The sequence below is a fragment of the Flaviaestuariibacter flavus genome (assembly GCF_004337505.1).
Lineage (GTDB): Bacteria > Bacteroidota > Bacteroidia > Chitinophagales > Chitinophagaceae > Flavisolibacter > Flavisolibacter flavus.
Genome location: NZ_SJZI01000050.1, coordinates 124,543 through 144,086 on the forward strand (window position 1 = coordinate 124,543; position 19,544 = coordinate 144,086).

The window sequence follows — 19,544 nt, forward strand, 5'->3', positions numbered from 1 at the left end:
TTTTGATTCATGTTTGAGCGCCTGATTGCAAACGTGGCCCGGAGGGTGGAACTCAACGCCGGGGAGCAGGAATATTTCACGTCGCTGCTGCAGGTGAAGACCGTGCGCCGCCGGCAGTTCCTGTTGCAGGAGGGTGAAGTGTGTCGCAACGAATATTTCGTAAACAAAGGCTGCCTCCGCGCCTACGTCACCGATGCGCGGGGCACCGAGCATGTGCTGCAGTTTGCCATTGAAGACTGGTGGATCGGCGACATGCACAGCTTCATTACCCAAACGCCCGCACGCATCACCATAGATGCGCTTGAAGACAGCGAAGTGTTCTCCATCAGCCGGAGCGGCTGGGATGAGCTGATGGAGCGGGTGCCCAAGTTCGAGCGCTTCTTCCGGATGCTCCTCCAAGGCGCTTTTATCACCTTGCAGAACCGCGTTACCTCGGCGCTGAGCGCTACGGCCGAGCAACGCTATGCCGAGTTCCAGGAACGCTACCCGCAGTTTGAGCAGCGCGTGCCGCAGCACCAGGTTGCTTCTTACCTCGGCATCACGCCCGAGTCGCTGAGCCGCATCCGCAAGCAGCGCGCTAAATCTTCCTGATCGGTAAATAGTACCATAAATGCACCGTCGGGGTCCATAGGCGCTGGCACGGTTTGGGGTACCTTTGCATCATGAACAGGGCTTCCATACCGGTGTACGACATACCCTCGATCGACAAGGGGGCGCGTCACGGGCTGCTGGTGGCCCGTCTCGGGGCGTACGTGCACACGCATTACGAGCACCTGCACCACCCGCACCGGCATTCGTTTTACCACCTGGTGCTGTTTACAGAAGGCGCCGGCACCCACGCCATCGACTTCGAGCCCTTTGCGGTCGGGCGCGGACAGGCCTACTTTATGGTTCCCGGGCAGGTGCACAGCTGGCAGTTCAGGGGGAAGGTGGACGGTTATATCGTTCACTTCAATGAATCCTTTTTCAGCAGCTTCCTGCAGAATGGCCGTTACCTCGAGCGCTTTGCTTTTTTCCAGGGCGTGCCGGGCAGCAGCGTCTGCCAGTTGCCGGAAGCGGTGCTGGCCGAAGCCGTGCCCCTGCTGGAGTCACTGTGCGGTGAATACGGGCGCGGCGACGCGGCTTCCACCGACCTGTTGCGGGTAGAGTTGTTGCGTTTTTTCCTGCTGGTGGAACGGCATTGCGGCGCTGCCCGCGAAGGGCAGGTTACACACAAAGCCTTGCTGCTGCAGCATTTCCGCCGCCTGGTGGAGGAGCACTACAAGGAGCTGCGCCTGCCCCGCGAATATGCCGCACTGCTTTATATCACGCCTAACCACCTCAACGCACTTTGCCAGGACCTGCTCGGCAAAACGGCCGGCGACGTCATCCGCGACCGCGTGTTGCTGGAGGCAAAGCGGCTGCTGGTGCACACGGGGGGCACCGTGGCGCATGTGGCCGCTGAGCTGCAGTTTGAAGACCCGTCTTACTTTAATCGCTTTTTTAAAAAATACGAAGGCCAGACACCCGATCAGTTCCGGAAGATCCAGTTGAGCCTGTAAAAACTGAAAACTATGTGTGCTGTAAAACAAGATGTAAAACCCGCACTGCTCCCTTCGATTTTGAACAATAAATGCCCGCGCTGCCGCCGTGGCGATCTATTCCAGCTCAAAGGCGCCTTCCGCATCAAGGGGCTGATGAAGATGAACGAGCGGTGCCCGGTATGCGGACAGCCGCTGGATATGGAGCCCGGCTTTTATTATGGCACCATTATGATCTCCTACGCCATTGCCGTTCTCTTCAGCGTCGTTACGTTCATTGTATGGTGGCTGACGATCGGCATGTCGCTTCAGGACAGCCGTTTCTTCTGGTGGATCGGTGTCAACGCGGTGCTGCTGGGGCTGCTGCAGCCGCCGCTGATGCGGCTTTCGCGCACGGTATGGATCTATTTCTTTGTAAAGTACAGCCCGCGCTGGAACGAAGGCGACGTGGTGCAACGGTATAACTACAACAAGGACCAGATGGGAAACTGGTAGGGAGATTTTTCGATCTCCGATTTCGGATGTCCGATTTGTTCGTGGATTTTGAAGATAGAAGGAGGTGCTGGCGCCAGCTAAATCAGACATCGGAGATCGGACATCATCACATTCCCTATGGTACCGGGTCGTAACCCGAGCCGCCCCAGGGATGACAGCGGCCGACACGCTTCACCGTGAGCCAGAAACCCTTAAGTACACCATACTTGCGAAAGGCCTCGAGGCCGTATTGCGAGCAGGTAGGCGTGTAGCGGCAGGAGGGGCCGAGGAGCGGCGAGATGCCCTTCTGGTAAACGCGGATCAACCCGATGAAGGGCAGGGCCAGGATCTTACTGAGCCGTTTCATGGTATTTCTTTTTAAGCTGGCGCAGGCTCTTGCCTACGGCTGCAAAGATGGTTTCGTACTCCGGCAGGGTCTTGTCGATGTAGATGAAAAATACCTCCAGTTTGAGGCCGTTTTCGGTGGCAAAGGCGAGCAGCTCGGCTTTTTGAAGGCGCCAGGCCTCGCGCATGAGGCGCTTCACACGGTTGCGGTCGACGGCCTTTTTGAAGTGCTTCTTGCTGCAGCTGAAGCCGACGCCGATGCCGCTATCGCGGCCTTCAGCCGGGGCCCAGCGGTACCAGCTCAGCACCGGGAATACCGAAAAGCGCTGCCCGCCCCGGAAGAGGGCGTCGATGGCGCTGCGGCTTTTCAGTTTCTGGCGGCGGGGAAGACCGTTGGGTTTCATGAATAGCGAATATCGAACAAGGAATATCGGATATCGAAGTGACGCCATCAAAGCCCTTTATTCGGAGCTCGATATTCGTTATTCGAGATTTAAACAAAAAGCCCCAATACCGGGGCTTTTGAATATACTGCGAAGCCGCTAGGGCTTTTTGTTTACTTCAGTTTCTTCTCATCGCTAACGGTCAGCTTGTGACGACCTTTTGCACGGCGGCTGGCCAGAACCTTACGGCCGTTGGCAGACTGCATGCGCTTGCGGAAACCATGGACGGTCTTACGGCGGCGGCGATGGGGTTGGAATGTACGTTTCATATCAGTTTCTTTTTTCCCTTTTTGTTCAAAATACCCGGGGAGAACCGGAGGTTTTCGGTCGCTGCCTACAGGTCACCACACCCGTTGGCTTTGTGAAAGGACCGCAAAAGTAGGAAAAAGAACTGGAAATCTGGAATCTTTGGATCTGGAATCTTGAGCAAATTCACAAAAGATTCCAGATTTCCAGATTCCAGATCAGAGATCCGGGCTGTTGAAAGTATCACCTTGGTTGATATCCCCGGTTTCGAAGCCTTTTTTAAACCAGTACATCCGCTGGGCCGAGGTGCCGTGGGTGAAGCTTTCCGGTACGGCATAGCCCTGGGCCTGCTTCTGGAGGTTGTCGTCGCCAATGGCGTTGGCGGCGCGGAGTGCTTCCTCGATATCCCCCGCTTCGAGGTAGCCCTTGCCCTGCTCATAGTGGGCAAACACGCCGGCGTAGAAGTCGGCCTGGAGCTCCATTTTTACCGAGTAACGGTTGTATTCTTCCTCGCTGAGTCGCTGGCGCATCTTGGCCATTTTTTCCGAAGTGCCCATGAGAGTCTGGATGTGATGCCCTACCTCGTGGGCCACCACATAGGCCATGGCAAAGTCGCCGCCGCCGCCAAAGCGGTTGCGCAGCTCATCGTAGAAGGCAAGATCGACGTACAGTTTCTGGTCGGCCGGGCAGTAAAAGGGCCCCGACTGAGCCGTGGCGCCACCGCAGCCGCTTTGCACCTGGCCGGTAAACAACACGAGGGTCGGCGGCGGGTAACTTTCCCCGGCTTTACGGAAGAGCTCGCCCCAAACGTCTTCGGTATCGGCAAGGACGACTTTCACGAAGCGGGCCAGCTGGTCTTCTTCGGCCGACCGCTGCGTCGTTTGCTGTCCCGGGAGGGGAGGCATCGTATTGTTGCCGGTGTTGTCCGAGCCGCCACCAAGTAAAAAGTTGAGTACCAGTGCAATCACACCTAAAATACCCCCGCCGGCGGCGATAGAGCCGCCCGACATGCCGCGCCGGTCTTCTACATTACCGCTCTCGCGGCGTCCTTGCCATAACATAGGTTCATCGTTTGGAAATCAAATATCGAAAAGCATGCCGTGCGGGAGCCGGCAGGTAAGCACGGCTTTTGTGTTGCCGCGCAAAGGCGGCCTTCTCCCACGGTGGCTCAACTCTCCGGCAGCGTCACCCAGTTGAAGCCGTCCCGTGCGATCAGCCCTTCGGCATCTTCCGGCCCCCAGGAGCCGGGCGCATAGTTGGGGAAATCTACCGGCGGGCGGGCGGCCCAGGCTTCCATTACCGGGGCAATCACCTTCCAGGCAGCCTCCACCTGGTCGGCGCGCATGAACAGGGTGGCATCGCCCTCGATGACGTCCTGGAGCAGCGTTTCGTAAGCCTCCGGCTGCCGGTCTTCCTCATTTTTTTCGGCATAGCTGAACACCATATCTACGGGGCGCAGCACCATATGCGGGCCGGCCTGCTTGGCCTGAAAGCGCAGCCGGATATCCATCTGGGGCGCGATGGCGATGCTGAGGCGGTTGGGCCGCCAGGTCTGCGCTGCTTCCTGGGGGAACGCATAGTCAGGGGCGGGCTTGAATTGAATGGTGATGAGTGTTTCCTTTTCGGCCATCGTCTTCCCGGTGCGTACATAAAACGGCACGTCTTTCCAGCGCCAGGTATCCACGTACAGCTTCAATGCAGCAAACGTCTCTACGTTTGAGCCGGGGTCGACGTTCTTTTCGGCGCGGTATCCGGGAACCTTCTTTCCTTTCATCCATCCCGGGCCGTACTGGCCACGCACGGCATGCTGGTGCACGTCTTCGGGCTGCAGCCGGCGTATCGCCTGCAGCACGTCCAGTTTTTTGTTACGGATCTCGTCGGCTTCGAAGGATATCGGCGCTTCCATTGCGATCATACACAGCATCTGCAGCACGTGGTTCTGCACCATGTCGCGTAAGGCGCCCGAGCTTTCGTAATAAGAACCGCGGTTTTCTATGGCAACCGTTTCGGCCGCCGTGATCTGCACATAGTCGATGTAATTGCCGTTCCAGATGGGTTCGAACAGGGCATTGGCAAAACGCAGGGCGAGGATGTTCTGCACCGTTTCCTTGCCCAGGAAATGATCGATGCGGTAAATCTGTTCTTCCGCAAAAAGTTTGCGGAGCAACTCGTTCAGCGCGCGCGCGCTTTCCAGGTCGTGGCCGAAGGGCTTCTCAAACACCATGCGGTGGCGTGCCGGATCGGAACAGAGCTTGTGCCGGTAGAGTTTTTTGGCGATGACCGGTGCGAGCTGGGGGGCAACCGACATGTAGAACACAACCTGTGCCGGCTCTTTTTGCTGTTTTTCAAAAGCGGCCACCTGTGCCGACATCTCCTTATAGGCTTTGTCCTGGCTGAGATCCTGCCGGCTGAAGCGCAGGTGCCCAAGGAAGCGCTTCCAGTGCTGCCGCAGCAGCTCGGGCCGCCGGGAAAATTGTTTTACGCTTTTGCGCAGCTGTTCGCGGTAGGCTGTGTCGCCCAGTTCACTGCGCCCGATGCCGACAATCAGCAGCTTCTCGGGCAGGTAGCCGTCAACGAACAGGTTGAACAGCGCCGGGATGAGCTTGCGGTGGGCGAGGTCGCCGGTACCGCCGAATATGTAGATAATGGTAGGAGACATAAAAGCAATTTTTCGATCTCCGATGTCGGATCTCTGATTTGTTTTTCAACCTAAATCAGACATCAGGCATCGCACATCAGACATCTGTTATTGGTTCCATTCGGTGTGAAAAACGCCGTCTTTGTCGGTGCGCCGGTAAGTGTGGGCGCCAAAGTAATCGCGTTGCGCCTGGATCAGGTTGGTGGGAAGGCGCTCGCTCCGGAAGGCGTCGTAATACGCAATGGCGCTGCCCAGTGCGGCCACGGGAATGCCGGCCTGCACGGCGTCGCAGAGTACCGTGCGGGCGGCGCCGGCGCGCTCGCCGAGCCATTGCGCCAGCGGGGGATGGAGCAACAGGTTGGGAAGGTCGGGACGTGTAGCAAAAGCTTTTTCAAACAGGGGCAGCAGTCCGGACCGGATGATGCAGCCCGCCCGCCACACCTGTATCACGGCCGGCAGCGGGATGTGCATTCCGTACGCCTTCGAGGCCTCGGCCAGCAGCGACAGTCCCTGCGCATAGGCGATCACGAAAGAAAAGGCCAGCGCTCTCCCGAGCTCGGCTTCGTCGATATTGACCTTGCTGACCGGCTGGCCGTTGAGACGCGACGCTTCTACCCGCTGCTCCTTGTACACCGACAGATCGCGCAGGGCAACTGCCATGTCGATCGTAGGAATAGAAACAGGGATATTCATGGCATCCTGCGAGGTCCATTTGCCCGTGCCTTTCGACCCGGCCTGGTCGAGGATCTTGTCGACAAGCTCCAGGTGCGCGGGATCGTCGGCATCCACGACCTTGAAGATCTCGGCTGTGATCTCTACCAGGTACGATTGCAGCTCGCCTTCGTTCCACCACGAAAAGACGCTGGAGAGTTGCCCGTTGTTATAGCCTGCACCGCGGCGGAGCAGGTCGTAGGCTTCGCTGATGAGCTGCATCAGTGCATACTCGATGCCGTTGTGCACCATCTTCACGTAGTGGCCCGCCGCGTCGCGGCCCATATAGGCCACGCAGGGCTTGTCGCCAGCCTTGGCGGCGATGGCTTCCAGGATCGGTTTGAGGTAATTGTACGCGGCTTCGTCGCCTCCGGGCATCATGCTGGGGCCGAGGCGCGCTCCAAGCTCGCCGCCCGACACGCCCATGCCGAAAAAGTGGATTCCCTGCGGCTGCAGGCGCTGTATGCGGGCGTTGGTGTCCTGGTAAAACGAGTTGCCGCCGTCGATGAGGATGTCGCCGGATTCGAGATGCGGCAGCAGGTTCGCGATCACATCGTCTACCGGCTTGCCTGCCGGCACGAGCATCATGATCTTACGGGGCGTTTTAAGGGCGCGGGTAAACTGCGTGATATCGGTGACGCCCTTTACCGTAGTGCCGTCGGCTGCCGCGGCTTCCAGGGCGTCGGCGCGCTCCTGCTTCAGGTCAAAGCCGATTACGGAAAAGCCATGGTCTGCCATGTTGAGCAGCAGGTTCGAGCCCATTACACCGATGCCGATCATGCCGAAGTCGAAGTTTGCTTCCATGCCGCCTAAGTTAGGCAGGGGCCAAAAAGAAAGGTTCCAAAGGGTTTTATAGGTTTTAAAAGGTTACTGGATGATAGCCGGAATTAACCGCTGACCCAAACCTCTAAACCTGTTGAACCTTTTAGAACCTCTTAAAATCTTTTTAGACTATTGTTTCGCTTTCACGCTGTCCATGCCACCCTGCGGGCGGGGCTGCTGCGGACGCTGCTCGCGCGGCGGCGGAATGGTGGCGGGCTCCACTTTGCCGTTGTGGCAGGTAAAGCAGGTCACCGTCAGCTTCGTATCGAGGTGTTTCGGGTTGCCGGCAAAACCAAAATATTTCTTATTGACGTCGTTGGTCATCTTCAGCATCTCGCGGGCGATGAGCTTGTGCTTGTTGCCGTCGGAGGCGAAGTCCCAGGTGCGGGTGCTGTCCACGCGCACATGGCAGAAGTTGCATTTCTGGCCCAGGGCGGCGCTGAAATGGTGCATCACGCTGTCCATCTGTTCCTTGCTGATGTTCTTGGGCAGGATCCTGAGGTTTTTGTACTTCGGCTCTTCACCCTGAATGGTGAAGGAGAGGGCCAGGACGGCCACGAGTACGGAGCCGGCGATGATCGTTTTCTTCATGTTGCTGTATTCGGGTGTCTAATTTATAGAAAAAGAGCGGCTCCTGTTCGTTAACAAAATCCTCTGGCCGTCATTTGCTACCTTTGCGGGCTCAAGTTGCTGAAAAATGGGTAAACTGGCCGAAGAATTCAACGAGTACCGCGCGAAGATGAACGAGGTGATTCTTTCCAAGAACAACCTGGTGATGAAGCGCCTCTGGAACCTGGATACGAACACCTACGAAAAAGGCGCCCTTGATGTAAAAACTAAGGAACTCCTCGGCCTTGTGGCCTCGATGGTGCTGCGTTGCGACGACTGCATCAAGTATCACCTCGGCAAGTGCCACGAAAACGGCGTGACGACGGCAGAACTCTACGAGACCTTTGCCGTTGCCAATATCGTGGGTGGTACGATCGTGATCCCGCATACGCGGCGGGCGGCGGAGTATTGGGAAGAACTGGTTGGGAATAACGAATAACGGATATCGAATTACGAATATCGGTTTCCCCGGAAAATCCCATAAAAGCCTGATGAAAATCCCATGGCGCCCTGAGGCAGGTAAATGAGCTTTATCAAAAGCTTATTTATGAAAAGCAGGGATTATGACCTGGAAGATAGATTGATCCGGTTTGGTGTTGTGATAATACGGATGGCGGAAAAGTTGCCGTCAACCTATGCCGGGCGGCATCTGGCAGGTCAACTTACAAGAAGTGGAACATCGCCGGCTTTGAATTATGGAGAGGCACATGGAGCAGAAAGTACGGCCGACTTCATTCACAAGATGAAGGTTGGCTTAAAGGAGTTGAGAGAAACATTTGTCTGTCAGAAATTCATTCGCCTTCTGGGTTGGATGGATCAAAGGCAGCTTGAAACAACGATCGACGAAAACAATCAGCTGATAGCAATTTTTGTTACCAGTATAAAAACGGCAGAAAGAAATAACAATAACAAAAAAGGTCGAGGTAACGTTAGCAGTTCGGACTGAACCCGAAATTCGATATTCGTTATCCGATATTCGATATTCAAATGGAAACGACAACTATAGACCGGCCCCAGCTTTCCCCTAAAGATTTCGCCACCGACCAGGAGGTGCGCTGGTGCCCGGGCTGCGGCGACTATTCGATCCTGGCGCAGGTGCAGAAGGTGATGCCTTCGCTCGGCATCCCGAAGGAAGATATTGTGATCATTTCGGGTATCGGCTGCTCCTCGCGTTTCCCGTATTATATGAATACCTACGGGATGCACTCGATTCACGGCCGCGCCACGGCGATCGCCTCCGGCCTCAAGGCCGCGCGCCCCGAGCTGAGCGTGTGGATCGTTACCGGTGACGGCGACGGCCTGTCGATCGGCCTCAACCATACCATGCACCTCATGCGCCGCAACTTCGACGTGAACGTGCTGCTGTTCAACAACCAGATCTACGGCCTTACCAAGGGACAATATTCACCGACTTCGGAGGAGCAGAAGATCACCAAGTCGACACCGATGGGCTCCATCGACCACCCCTTCAACCCGCTTGCGGTAGTGCTGGGCGGCGACGCTTCATTCGTGGCCCGCTCCATGGACCGCGACCCGAAGCACCTGCAGGCCATGCTGCTCCGCGCGCAGGCGCACCACGGTACCTCTTTCCTCGAGATCTACCAGAACTGTAACATCTTCAACGATGGCGCTTTTGAGATATTTACCGAGAAGGGCACCAAGGCCGAGGAAGCGCTGTTCCTTGAAAACGGGAAGCCGCTGATCTTCGGCGCACAGGCCAACAAGGGCGTTCGGCTCAACGGGCTGCGTCCCGAAGTGGTGACGCTGGGCGAGGGCTTCACCGCCGATGACCTGTGGATCCACGACGAAAGCGACCTGCTGAAGGCGCAGCTGCTCACCCGCATGTTCGACGATCCGAAGGCCGACCGCCACCTGCCGCGCCCCTTCGGTGTATTCTACCAGAACGAGCGTCCCACCTATGAAGATATGATGGGCCTGCAGCTGGAAGAAGCAAAAGCCAAAAAGCCGGCCGACCTCGACAAGCTGCTCCGCGGCAACGAGGTGTGGACCATTGTATAACTACGGAAAAAAAAATTAGCGGCCGGTCAAACCCCGGCCGCTTTTTATTGTCTGATTGTTGCCGGTAACCCCGGCTTTAAACAACCAATCAATGAAAACACACTTCCTGCTGCTTCCCGCGGCACTGGTCGCGGTTTTCTCCTGTACGAAACCGATTTATAGCGACGAGCGCGTTCAAGAGCGCGTCGTATCACTCTACTTTCGCGACAGCACCTCCAACGCTTTGCTAATAGGCCGCAGCGGAGAGCCTTTTCATGCCGATTCCATCCAGGTTGTTGAAGCACCGAACAGGCCTTATTATGGCACCGAAACAGGCTATGGGCAAGACCGCGACACCGCCGGGAAGTTCGGTGTCACATTCGTATATTATACGGGCTCCACAAAAGCAACCGATGATGACCTGACGCCGGTGGCTTTCGATAAGACCTATTTTATCCAGCTGAGCCGAACCGATGCAGATACGGTGCGCTTTGAAAAAGCGGCCGGGGCCGACGTCCGGCTATCCTGGAACGGCCGCTTCGTCCAGGAGCTGCCGCGCAATGAGATCCTTGTAAAGGCGACCATCCGCAAATAAAAAACGCCCCGACGGGGCGTTTTTTATTTGTATAGCGGCAGTTAAACCGCGCCGGTGAACTGTTTGAGAAAGCGTACGTCGTTCTGCGAGTAAAGCCGCAGGTCGTTGACGTTGTAGCGGATCTGCGTGATGCGCTCCACGCCCATGCCGAAGGCGAAGCCCGTGTACTTGTTCGGGTCGATGCCGACATTTTCGAGCACTTTGGGGTGTACCATGCCGCAGCCCATGATCTCTACCCATCCCGTATGCTTGCAGAGCCCGCAGCCGGAGCCGCCGCAGATGGTGCAGGTAACGTCCATTTCGGCCGAGGGTTCGGTGAATGGGAAATAGGAGGGACGGAAGCGCACCTTGATCTCGGGGCCGAACATTTCCTTTACGAAGAAGTAAAGCGTTTGCTTGAGGTCGGCAAAAGAAACGTGCTCGTCGATATAGAGTCCTTCCACCTGGTGGAAGAAGCAGTGCGCGCGCGCCGAGATCGTTTCGTTGCGGTACACGCGGCCGGGGCAGATCACGCGGATGGGGAGCTGGCCTTTTTCCATCTCCCGTATTTGTACGTTCGAGGTGTGGGTGCGCAGCAGCCAGTCGGGGTTTTGCTGGATGTAAAACGTGTCCTGCATATCGCGGGCAGGGTGGTTCTCCGGCAGGTTGAGCGCGGTGAAGTTGTGCCAGTCGTCTTCGATCTCCGGACCGTCGGCAACCGAGAAGCCGAGGCGCTGGTAGATGGAGATAATCCGCTGGCGCACGAGGCTCAGCGGGTGGCGCGAGCCGGGCTCAAGGGCATCGCCGGGAAGCGAGAGGTCGGGGCCGGGGCCGCTGGTCTCGATGCCATCGCCGAGCGTGGCCCTGGCGCCTTCATAGCGGGCTTCGGCAGCCGTTTTAAAGTCGTTCATCACCTGCCCGAACTCTTTTTTGCGCTCGTTGGGCACATTGCGCATCTCGCCCATAAGGCCTTTTACAATGCCTTTTGTTCCGAGGAATTTGATGCGGAATTCTTCTAATTGCTGGGGACTGCTGATTTCAGCCGATTCAATTTCTTTCCGGTAGTCACTGATCTGTTGCAGGATGGCTTCCATGGCCGCAAAGATACAAAGGTCGGCCCGTCTATCCGTCTCCATGCCCAACCATCTGAACCTCTTGCCCCCCCTGAACCTCCTGAAACAATTGACTCTTCTTACAGTTTCACCCGCACCGACACATTCGCCACGCGTCCTTCGATCGGCGCCCAGAGCTCCCGGAAAACGGGGTCATGGGGGCGTCCGCCTGCCACCAGCGACTCCACTTTGCTCTGCCGGTAATCGAACAGGTTTTCGCAGTTCAGCACAAATGAGAAGGCTTTCCAGTCGTACCGGATCATGGCGGCGGCCAGGAAATAGCCGGGCGTCTGCCGGCCTTCCTCAAGGTATTGCCGCCCGATATGGGAGGCTTCGAGTGAAGCACGGAAATGACTGGTGAATTCATAACCGGTCACCGCGGCAAACTTGTCGCGCGCAATGAGCGGCTGTCGCGGCTGCAGCGGCATATACCGCCGGGTGGCGTCGGTGTAGGTATACCCGAGGTAGGCTTCGAACTCGTCGATCCGTAGTTGCACGTAGGTTTCAGAGCCTTTTGTCTCCAGCGGTTGGCCATCCGGTACGTTGAGCAGTTCGGGTGTGCCGTTGCCGCGAAAGAGTTCCGCCACATTTTGTACCGATGTCAGGAAAAAAGATTGGTTGATGGCAAGATCCACTTCGTCGAAGCGCTTGTGAAAGTTGACATCGAGGTTGCCCCCTGTGGAGCGTTCGGCTTTGGTAGCGCTGTTGGTAAGCAGGATATACTCGCGTTCGTCCACATCGCTTTCGTAAACCGTAGGAATACGGTAGCCAAGCCCGCCGCCTACGCGGGCGGTCCATACGGGGCTGAGGCGGTACAACAAAGAAATCCGCGGCAACACGAAGGTGCCGTAGCGGTTAACAAAGTCGGTACGCAGGCCCGATTCAAGGGTCAGCTTCGGGTGCAGGCGCCAGTCGTCCTGCAGGAAGACCCCGACGGTGGAGTAGGATTCGGCCGGAAGCGGCTTTATCACGGACCCGTAATCCTGCCCGTTGACATTGACGCCGCCAACGAGGTCGTGCTTTGTGGTCTGGTGCAGGTAGGAAAGCTCCGAATACCAGGAGAGCTGCCCGGCGTGAAAGGGCTGCGAAAACGTATTGTTATTGATAAAGCGGTCGAACCAGCTGGCGGTGGCTTTCAGTTGCAGGCGCTGCTGCGGGGAAATGCGGTTTTCCCACTGCAGCTCGCCGCTGTGCCGGTAGGTTTCGTTGCGGATAAAGAAGGAATGGGTCACATTGGGCTCGCCGCGAAGCGCCAGCAGGTCGCCGCCGGTGCGCTCTTCGAGGAAAGCATTGTAGCCGAGGAGGAGGGTCTGGCGACTGTTGGGATAAAGGAAAATCACCGGGTGCAGGTTGAGGCTGCGGCTGCGCGCCACGTCGCTGTAGCCGTCGCCATCCACATCCTGCTCCTGCTGGCGGGTGATGCCGCCGAAAAAGGAATAGCCCACCTTTCCCTGGCGGTTCGACAGCCAGGCGTTCACATTGGATTCGCCGAGTGTGCTCTGGTTAACCAATAAAGTTTTTTCAAATTGCCCGGCTACAGGTCTCCGGGAGATGAGGTTGATCATGCCGGCAATGGCACCGCCGCCATAGAGCGTGGATGAGGATCCCTTGATGATCTCCACCTGCTTCAGGTCGAGCGGGGGGATCTGGAGGATGGAGAAGTTGCCGGCGAAAGCGCCGAAAAGCGGCAGACCGTCGCGAAGCAGCTGCGTGTATTTACCGGGCAATCCCTGCACGCGCATCTCCGTGTTGCCGCTGACCGCCGAAGCCTGCTGGGCCTGGATGCCGGCCACGTCGGATAACAGGGAGCCGATATGTCCCGGCTTGATGCCCACTTCTTCATTCACCTCCTCGTAGCCGAGCACTTCCACGCGGGTGGGGAGGTTTTCGATGCGGCTTTCGGTGCGGGTGGAAGAAACGATCACAGCCTCCTCTTCTTTTTCTGACAGTTCCAGGTTTACGAGTACGCGATCGCCGGTGGTTCCGGTAATGGTGATGCTGGCCGGGTTGAACCCGACGGCGGAAACCGTTACGGTTTGGCGGGTTGTCACGGCGTTCACGACAACCACCCCGGAGTCGTTGGTGGCTCGTCCCGCCGCGCTACCAGCGGTCACTGTAGCCCCGGCTATGGCTTCGCCGGTGCGGGCATTTCGAACTTCGAAGCGGATATTTCTTTGGGCAAGGAGCGTGGCAGAAAAAAAGCAAAGGAGGATGGTAAAGAAAGCCTTCATGGCGGTGCGTTGAGCAACAAAACTACCAACCGTTTACTTAAGTTTGCCGCAAATTGAAACGATGTCAGATTACCTGAACCTGGTGGATTTCCTGGAGCCCGTCAATACGGCGATCCTCTCGGAAGATATAGGCTATAAAGAGGGACAGATCGGTAAGGTGATCGCCACATTCGATGAATCCTTTCCCGACCTCGACGCGGCGCAGCTGGTACTCGTAGGTTGTCCCGAGCAGCGCGGCGCCGGCATCAAGGCGCCCAGCAGTGCCGCAGATGCCGTACGGCAGGCCTTTTACAGCCTTTATTACTGGCATGCCGATGTGGCCATCGCTGATGTCGGCAATGTAAAGACCGGGTCTTCCGTGGCCGACTCCTATGCCGCGCTGAAGATCGTCGTTCGCGAGCTGATGAATATCGGCAAGCGCGTGGTGGTGCTCGGTGGCTCCCACGACCTGACACTCGCGCAGTATTATGCATTCGCGGATGATCAAAAGTCAATCGAAGCCGTAGGGATCGATGCGGTGGTGGACATTCATATTGATTCGCCGCGGCGTGCCGACAACTTCCTGATGGAGATGCTGACGGCCGAGCCGAACTTCATGACGCATTACAATCACCTTGCTTTCCAGAGCTACTTCGTACACCCTAGGATGCTGGAAACGATGGATAAGCTGCGTTTCGATTGTTTCCGGGTAGGCACGGTAAAAGAGCACCTTGAGGAAATGGAGCCGGTGATCCGCAGCTGCCACCTGCTGACGTTTGATATCTCGGCTTTTGCCCACGCTTTCGCGCCCGCCACGATGCTGTCGCCGAACGGCCTCAACGGCGAGGAAGCCTGCACCCTGATGCAGTATGCGGGAATGAGCCCCAATATGCAATGCATCGGCATCTACGGCTACCAGCCCGAAAAGGACCGCGACGGGCTCACCGCCATGCAGGTGGCGCATATGCTTTGGTACCTGATCGACGGTTGCAGCCGCGGCGCCCGCGAAGTGAGCCTCGACGAGCGCGATCACTTCAATGAGTTTCATACCCTGTTTGCCGAAGTTGATACGCTGTTCCTCCAAAGCAAGCGCACGGGCCGCTGGTGGATGCAGTTGCCCGATGAGCGCTTTATTGCCTGCTCGTACCGCGACTACCAGCAGGCCAGCAGCAACGATATACCGGAGCGCTGGCTGCGGGCGCAGGAGCGGCCGTAGGAATATCGAGCAAGGAATGTCCAATAATGAATAAGGAAATGCAAAGCCCCCGCCATCGGCGGGGGCTTTGCACATAAAATAATCAATGCTGTCCTTTTTACGGGTGCGGCACTTCACGTAAACCTTGCGAATCGAATATGGAGCATAAAATAGCTCCTTCGAAATTCAATATTCGTTATTCGATATTCTTACTTCTTCAGGTTGTCGCGGATCTCCATCAGCAGCTTTTCCTGCAGGGTATACTCAGGCGGCTTGGGTGCTTCCACCACCGCGGCTTCTTTCCGGCGCTTCATGCGGTTGATACCTTTGATCACCATGAAGAGGGAAAGCGCAATGATCAGGAACTTGATGATACTGGAAAGAAAAGATCCATACTTGACGGCGCCCCATTTGAGGTCCTGGATATTTTCCAGGTGCGCTGCTTTCAATGCGGGGGCCAGGATCGCCGGCGTGATGATGTCGTCGGTGAGCGACGTGATGATCGCGCCGAAGGCGGCGCCGACCACTACGGCAACCGCGAGGTCGACGATATTGCCTTTAAGCGCGAACTCCCTGAATTCCTTTGCAAATCCCATTGGTACTGTGTTTTGGTTGGTTCAAAGATAGATGTCCCTACTAATTTAGGATACCTTGACCAATAAAACGAATCGATTCATTTGCCGCTTTTTCGCATAGGCCACAACGTAAAAAGCCCCCTGCCGGAGCGGGGGGCTTTTTGATCCGGTATTTGCTTACCAGATGCGCGTCCGCGCTTCCGGTGCTTTATACATTTTGTCGCCGGGCTGGATGTTGAAGGCAGCGTACCAGGCGTCCATATTCACGATGGGGCCGTTGGCACGGTGCTCGCCGGGCGAGTGCGGGTCGGTGAGGATCAGCTGCGCAAGCGCCTCGGGTGTGGCGTTGGAGCGCCAAACCTGTGCCCAGCTCAGGAAGAAGCGCTGCTGTGGCGTAAAGCCGTCGATCTTCTTTCCTTCCTTGAACTGCTTCGTTTTAGTAAAGGCCTCGTAAGCCATGTTGAGACCGCCAAGGTCGGCGAGGTTCTCACCCAGCGTAAGGCGGCCGTTCACGTGCACGGTGTCGAGCACGGTGAAGGCGTTGTACTGGGCCACCACTTCGTCGGCACGCTTCTTAAAGAGGTCGGCGTCTGCCTTCGTCCACCAATCGGTAAGGTTGCCGTTGGCAGCGTACTGGCGGCCGGAGTCGTCGAAGCCGTGGGTCATTTCGTGACCGATCACCGCACCAATACCGCCATAGTTGACGGCGTCGTCCGCACCGAAATCGAAGAAGGGAAACTGCAGGATGCCGGCCGGGAAGGCGATTTCGTTATTGCTCGGGCTGTAGTAGGCGTTGATGGTGGGAGGCGTCATGCCCCATTCGGTACGGTCAACGGGTTTGCCGATGCGGCCCACCATTTCGTTGTAGCGCCATTGGGCTGAGCGGCGCACATTGCCCAGCAGGTCGCCGCGCTCGATGGTGATGGAGCTGTAGTCTTTCCACTTGTCGGGATAAGCGATCTTGCGGGTGAAGGCATTGAGCTTCTCCAGGGCGCGCTGCTTCGTGGCCTCGCTCATCCAGGTGAGGTTCTTGATGCGGTTGGCAAAGGTTTCCTGCAGGTTATTCACCAGCTCGAGCATGCGCTCCTTTGCTTCGGGCTTGAAGTATTTGGCCACGTACATCTGGCCCAGCTGGTCGCCGAGCTGCTGGTCGATGAGACCGCTGACGAACTGCCAGCGGGGTGTCATTTCTTTCTGGCCCGTAAGCACCTGGCGCAGCTTGAAGTCCTGCTGGCGGAAGTCGTTGCTGAGATAGGCAGCCGTGTTGTTCAGCATGTTCCATTTCAGGTAGGTCTTCCAGTCGTCCATCGGCAGGGCGCTGAGCAGTACATCTACGATGCGCAGGTAATTGGGGTTGCTGACGATCACGCTATCGGCACCTTTGATCCTGGCCTCGTTCAGCATCCATCCCCAGTCGATGCCGGGAGTGAGGGTGGCGAGGTCTTTTACGGCGTACTTATTATAGGTCTTGTAAGGATCGCGGAGCTCTACGCGGGCATACTGGGCTTTTGCCAGGGCCGTTTCGATACGCATTACCGCGTCGGCATGACGGGCTGCTGTGGCTGCATCTTCGCCGATCAGCCCGAACATTTTACCCACGTGTTCGCGGTAGGCGCTGCGGATATTGGTGCTCCGGGTATCGTTCTTCAGGTAGTAGTCGCGGTCGGGGAGCGTAATGCCACCCTGCCCGATCGAGGGGATATACTGGTCTACCTTTTTCCGATCCTGGCCCACACTGGTACCGAGCAGGCCGCTGCCCATGCCCTGGGTGCGCTCCTGTACCAGCTCCTTGAGGAAGTCGGCAGGCGCGTTCAGTGCGTCGATCCGCTGCAGGTCGGCCTTGATGGGCGTATAACCCAGGTTGTCGATCGCGGCCGTATCCATGCCGCTCATGTAGAAGTCGGCCACCTGCTGCACCTTGGGGTCAGCGCTTTTTTTGCCCGCTTCTTCCATCAGCGTGCGGAGGCGGCGGCTGCTTTCCTCGCGCAGCTCGTCGAAGGAGCCCCAGCGCGTCTTGGACGCCGGCACCGGGTTCTTCTTCAGCCAGGTTCCGTTGGCATATAAATAGAAGTTGTCGCCCGGCCGGACGCTCTGGTCCATATTGGCCGGGTCGATGTATTTTTTCTTCTTCGGCTTGTCATCACCGGGTGGTGTGAAAGCCACCAGTCCAGCTGATAAGCCCAGCAGGGCAATTGTTGCCAGTTTTCTCATGTGTGCGGGAATTTTAAGACGCCGAATTTAAGGCAGAGCGCTGATGAAAAAACCCTTAATTACAGGAGGGGCTGGAGTTTAACAGGAGCGGCCGTGAGCCGTGAGCCGTGAGCCGTGAGAAGATGAACTCAGTAAGATATGAAGGAATCGGGCTCTTGTCGTCCGAAGGATTCACGGTTCAGGCAAACGAAAAAAGCCGCCCCTAAAGGCGGCTCTATCATTTATCGGTCCTTCACAGATTATTCTTCGAGGTTGAGCGGGTAGGTGTACGCGCCGTCGTAGCCCGGGTAGATGCCGTCGAGACGGACGCGGCCGCCCGAGTTGGCGAGTGCCTGCGAAAGCTGGTCGACGGAGTTGATCTCCTGGCCGTTGACGCTGGTGATCACAAAGCCGGGGATCATGCGGGTGCGGCTCAGGGGGCCGCTTTCGCTGATCTTGTCTACCACCACGCCACCGGTAATGCCGTACTGGCGCGCCTTGTTCTTGTCGAGATTCGACAGCTCGGCGCCGATGCGGGCACCGATATTCTGGGTGATCACATCGCCTTTTTTCTTGAGCGTTACCTGGGCGGTGATTTCCTTGCTGTTGCGCATGAACGTAACAGCCACCTTGTCGCCGGGGCGGAAGGAAGCGATCTGGGCGCTCATCTGGATACCGGTATTCACCGCATTGCCGTTCACCTTGGTGATCACATCGCCCTTGCGGATGCCGGCTGCAAAAGCGCCGCCATCGGAGGATACACCCGATACGAGCACGCCTTCCTGGTTCACCGGCAGGCCCTGCTGCTTGATCTGCTCTTCGCTCAGGTCGTCGGTTGCGATATAGTTGATGCCGAGGTAGCCGCGCTGTACGTCGCCGAAGCGGATGATGTCGTCCACGATCTTCTTAACGATGTTCACCGGGATGGCGAAGGAGTAACCGGCGTAGGTTCCCGTCGGGGCAAGGATGGCCGAGTTGATGCCGATGAGCTCACCGCTGCCGTTCACCAGCGCGCCACCCGAGTTGCCCTGGTTTACGGCTGCGTCGGTCTGGATGAACGACTCCACCGGCGTCTCGCTCTGGCGTTTATTAATGTTGATGGAGCGGCCGGTTGCCGATACGATACCGGCGGTAACCGTCGTCTCGAGCGTCAGGGGATAGCCGATTGCCAGCACCCACTGGCCAAGCACGAGGTTGCCGCTGTTGCCGTATACGAGGAAGGGCAGCTTGGTGCCGTCGATCTTCAGCACGGCAAGGTCCGAGCTCGGGTCGCGGCCGATCAGGCGGGCCTTGTAGGTTTTGCGGTTGTGCAGGGTCACGGTGATCTCGTCGGCCACCCCATCGGCGCCGTTGGAAATCACGTGGTTGTTGGTAACGATATAGCCGTCTTCGGACACGATCACGCCCGAGCCGGAAGCACGCTGCTCCGGAATGACGTTGGGGCCAGCTCCGCCGAGCAGGTCGTTAAACCAGTCGTCGAAAAAGCCCTCACCGGTGCGTGGCGAGCGAATGTTGTTGGTGATCTTTTTTGCGGGGATCTTGGTCTTGATGTGCACCACCGCCGGCACCGCCGCATTGGCGGCCTTGGTAAGGTCAACCATTTCACCCGGTGCACCCGGGCTGCCGCCCGTAAAGCCTGCATAATTGGCGGGAAGGCCTTTTTCCGCAGAGCCGATCAGGTAACGGTCGGGTGACAAGAACTTGTTGTAGGCGAAGATGCTGCCAAAGGTGGTCGCAGCACTAATGCCGACGACGGCCAGAACTTGTTTCCATTTCATAGTGTGCTATTGAATTGAGTTATTTAATACTGTCAAATTGTATGCCTCTACCTTACAAAATAACTATCGCGCGACGCCTTTCTTACTACCGGTGGTTCAGTTTA

The 19,544-nt window shown here is 57.2% G+C and carries 20 protein-coding genes; 8 read left to right on the forward strand and 12 right to left on the reverse strand.

From position 1 onward, the window contains the following. Positions 1–9 precede the first annotated feature (9 nt). The 3 genes from EPD60_RS14625 to EPD60_RS14635 all read left to right on the forward strand — a co-directional run bounded on the left by EPD60_RS14625 (position 10) and on the right by EPD60_RS14635 (position 2,015). Entirely contained in the window at positions 10–591 is a 582-nt protein-coding gene (locus tag EPD60_RS14625) for a Crp/Fnr family transcriptional regulator (protein ID WP_131450263.1), read from the forward strand. 71 nt (positions 592–662) lie between these two features. Then, positions 663–1,541, forward strand: coding sequence for a helix-turn-helix transcriptional regulator (locus EPD60_RS14630; protein WP_131450264.1), 879 nt, complete (start codon positions 663–665; stop codon positions 1,539–1,541). 12 nt (positions 1,542–1,553) lie between these two features. Beyond that, the gene (locus EPD60_RS14635; RefSeq protein ID WP_131450265.1) at positions 1,554–2,015 is read left to right on the forward strand and encodes a DUF983 domain-containing protein; all 462 of its coding nucleotides are present in this window, start codon (positions 1,554–1,556) and stop codon (positions 2,013–2,015) included. Positions 2,016–2,130: 115 nt separating this feature from the next. On the opposite strand, the gene yidD is transcribed toward EPD60_RS14635, so the two are convergent. From yidD to EPD60_RS14670, 7 genes are all read right to left on the reverse strand, one after another. Then, the gene (gene yidD, locus EPD60_RS14640) at positions 2,131–2,361 is read right to left on the reverse strand and encodes a membrane protein insertion efficiency factor YidD (RefSeq protein WP_131450266.1); all 231 of its coding nucleotides are present in this window, start codon (positions 2,359–2,361) and stop codon (positions 2,131–2,133) included. Next, on the reverse strand, positions 2,345–2,743 hold the full coding sequence (rnpA, locus tag EPD60_RS14645) for a ribonuclease P protein component (RefSeq protein WP_165871561.1): 399 nt from the start codon (positions 2,741–2,743) through the stop codon (positions 2,345–2,347). The genes yidD and rnpA overlap by 17 nt, the downstream gene beginning before the upstream one ends. Before the next feature lie 152 nt (positions 2,744–2,895). Then, on the reverse strand, positions 2,896–3,051 hold the full coding sequence (gene rpmH, locus EPD60_RS14650) for a 50S ribosomal protein L34 (RefSeq protein ID WP_121353297.1): 156 nt from the start codon (positions 3,049–3,051) through the stop codon (positions 2,896–2,898). A 195-nt stretch (positions 3,052–3,246) separates the two neighbouring features. Continuing rightward, positions 3,247–4,089, reverse strand: a complete 843-nt coding sequence (gene ypfJ / locus EPD60_RS14655; protein ID WP_131450268.1) for a KPN_02809 family neutral zinc metallopeptidase — start codon at positions 4,087–4,089, stop codon at positions 3,247–3,249. A 107-nt stretch (positions 4,090–4,196) separates the two neighbouring features. Then, positions 4,197–5,687 (reverse strand): glucose-6-phosphate dehydrogenase, encoded by a 1,491-nt coding sequence (zwf, locus tag EPD60_RS14660; protein ID WP_131450269.1) that lies wholly within the window; start codon positions 5,685–5,687, stop codon positions 4,197–4,199. A gap of 87 nt (positions 5,688–5,774) precedes the next feature. Then, complete coding sequence (gene gndA, locus EPD60_RS14665) at positions 5,775–7,181, reverse strand: NADP-dependent phosphogluconate dehydrogenase (protein WP_131450270.1); 1,407 nt, start codon at positions 7,179–7,181, stop codon at positions 5,775–5,777. A 147-nt stretch (positions 7,182–7,328) separates the two neighbouring features. Next, the gene (locus tag EPD60_RS14670; RefSeq protein WP_131450271.1) at positions 7,329–7,790 is read right to left on the reverse strand and encodes a c-type cytochrome; all 462 of its coding nucleotides are present in this window, start codon (positions 7,788–7,790) and stop codon (positions 7,329–7,331) included. A gap of 106 nt (positions 7,791–7,896) precedes the next feature. On the opposite strand from EPD60_RS14670, the gene EPD60_RS14675 reads away from it, so the two are divergent. The 4 genes from EPD60_RS14675 to EPD60_RS14690 all read left to right on the forward strand — a co-directional run bounded on the left by EPD60_RS14675 (position 7,897) and on the right by EPD60_RS14690 (position 10,401). Continuing rightward, the gene (locus EPD60_RS14675) at positions 7,897–8,247 is read left to right on the forward strand and encodes a carboxymuconolactone decarboxylase family protein (RefSeq protein WP_131450272.1); all 351 of its coding nucleotides are present in this window, start codon (positions 7,897–7,899) and stop codon (positions 8,245–8,247) included. Positions 8,248–8,355: 108 nt separating this feature from the next. After that, a complete protein-coding gene (locus tag EPD60_RS14680; protein WP_131450273.1) occupies positions 8,356–8,754 on the forward strand; it encodes a four helix bundle protein in 399 nt (132 codons plus the stop codon). A 41-nt stretch (positions 8,755–8,795) separates the two neighbouring features. Next, entirely contained in the window at positions 8,796–9,827 is a 1,032-nt protein-coding gene (locus tag EPD60_RS14685) for a 2-oxoacid:ferredoxin oxidoreductase subunit beta (RefSeq protein WP_131450274.1), read from the forward strand. A 91-nt stretch (positions 9,828–9,918) separates the two neighbouring features. Continuing rightward, the gene (locus EPD60_RS14690; RefSeq protein WP_131450275.1) at positions 9,919–10,401 is read left to right on the forward strand and encodes a hypothetical protein; all 483 of its coding nucleotides are present in this window, start codon (positions 9,919–9,921) and stop codon (positions 10,399–10,401) included. 41 nt (positions 10,402–10,442) lie between these two features. Here the strand turns inward: EPD60_RS14690 and pheS are convergent, their stop codons facing one another. Both pheS and EPD60_RS14700 read right to left on the reverse strand, forming a co-directional pair. After that, a complete protein-coding gene (gene pheS / locus EPD60_RS14695) occupies positions 10,443–11,474 on the reverse strand; it encodes a phenylalanine--tRNA ligase subunit alpha (RefSeq protein ID WP_131450276.1) in 1,032 nt (343 codons plus the stop codon). A gap of 98 nt (positions 11,475–11,572) precedes the next feature. Further along, entirely contained in the window at positions 11,573–13,723 is a 2,151-nt protein-coding gene (locus tag EPD60_RS14700; protein WP_131450277.1) for a TonB-dependent receptor, read from the reverse strand. A gap of 61 nt (positions 13,724–13,784) precedes the next feature. On the opposite strand from EPD60_RS14700, the gene EPD60_RS14705 reads away from it, so the two are divergent. After that, positions 13,785–14,918 (forward strand): formimidoylglutamase, encoded by a 1,134-nt coding sequence (locus tag EPD60_RS14705; RefSeq protein ID WP_131450278.1) that lies wholly within the window; start codon positions 13,785–13,787, stop codon positions 14,916–14,918. 188 nt (positions 14,919–15,106) lie between these two features. Here EPD60_RS14705 and mscL read toward each other — a convergent pair whose 3' ends face one another. From mscL to EPD60_RS14720, 3 genes are all read right to left on the reverse strand, one after another. Continuing rightward, positions 15,107–15,493 (reverse strand): large conductance mechanosensitive channel protein MscL, encoded by a 387-nt coding sequence (gene mscL, locus EPD60_RS14710; protein WP_131450279.1) that lies wholly within the window; start codon positions 15,491–15,493, stop codon positions 15,107–15,109. A 156-nt stretch (positions 15,494–15,649) separates the two neighbouring features. After that, positions 15,650–17,683, reverse strand: a complete 2,034-nt coding sequence (locus EPD60_RS14715) for a M13 family metallopeptidase (protein WP_131450280.1) — start codon at positions 17,681–17,683, stop codon at positions 15,650–15,652. Positions 17,684–17,922: 239 nt separating this feature from the next. Continuing rightward, positions 17,923–19,440 carry a trypsin-like peptidase domain-containing protein gene (locus EPD60_RS14720; RefSeq protein WP_131450281.1) on the reverse strand — a complete coding sequence of 506 codons (1,518 nt, stop codon included), beginning with the start codon at positions 19,438–19,440 and terminating at the stop codon, positions 17,923–17,925. Positions 19,441–19,544 lie beyond the last annotated feature (104 nt).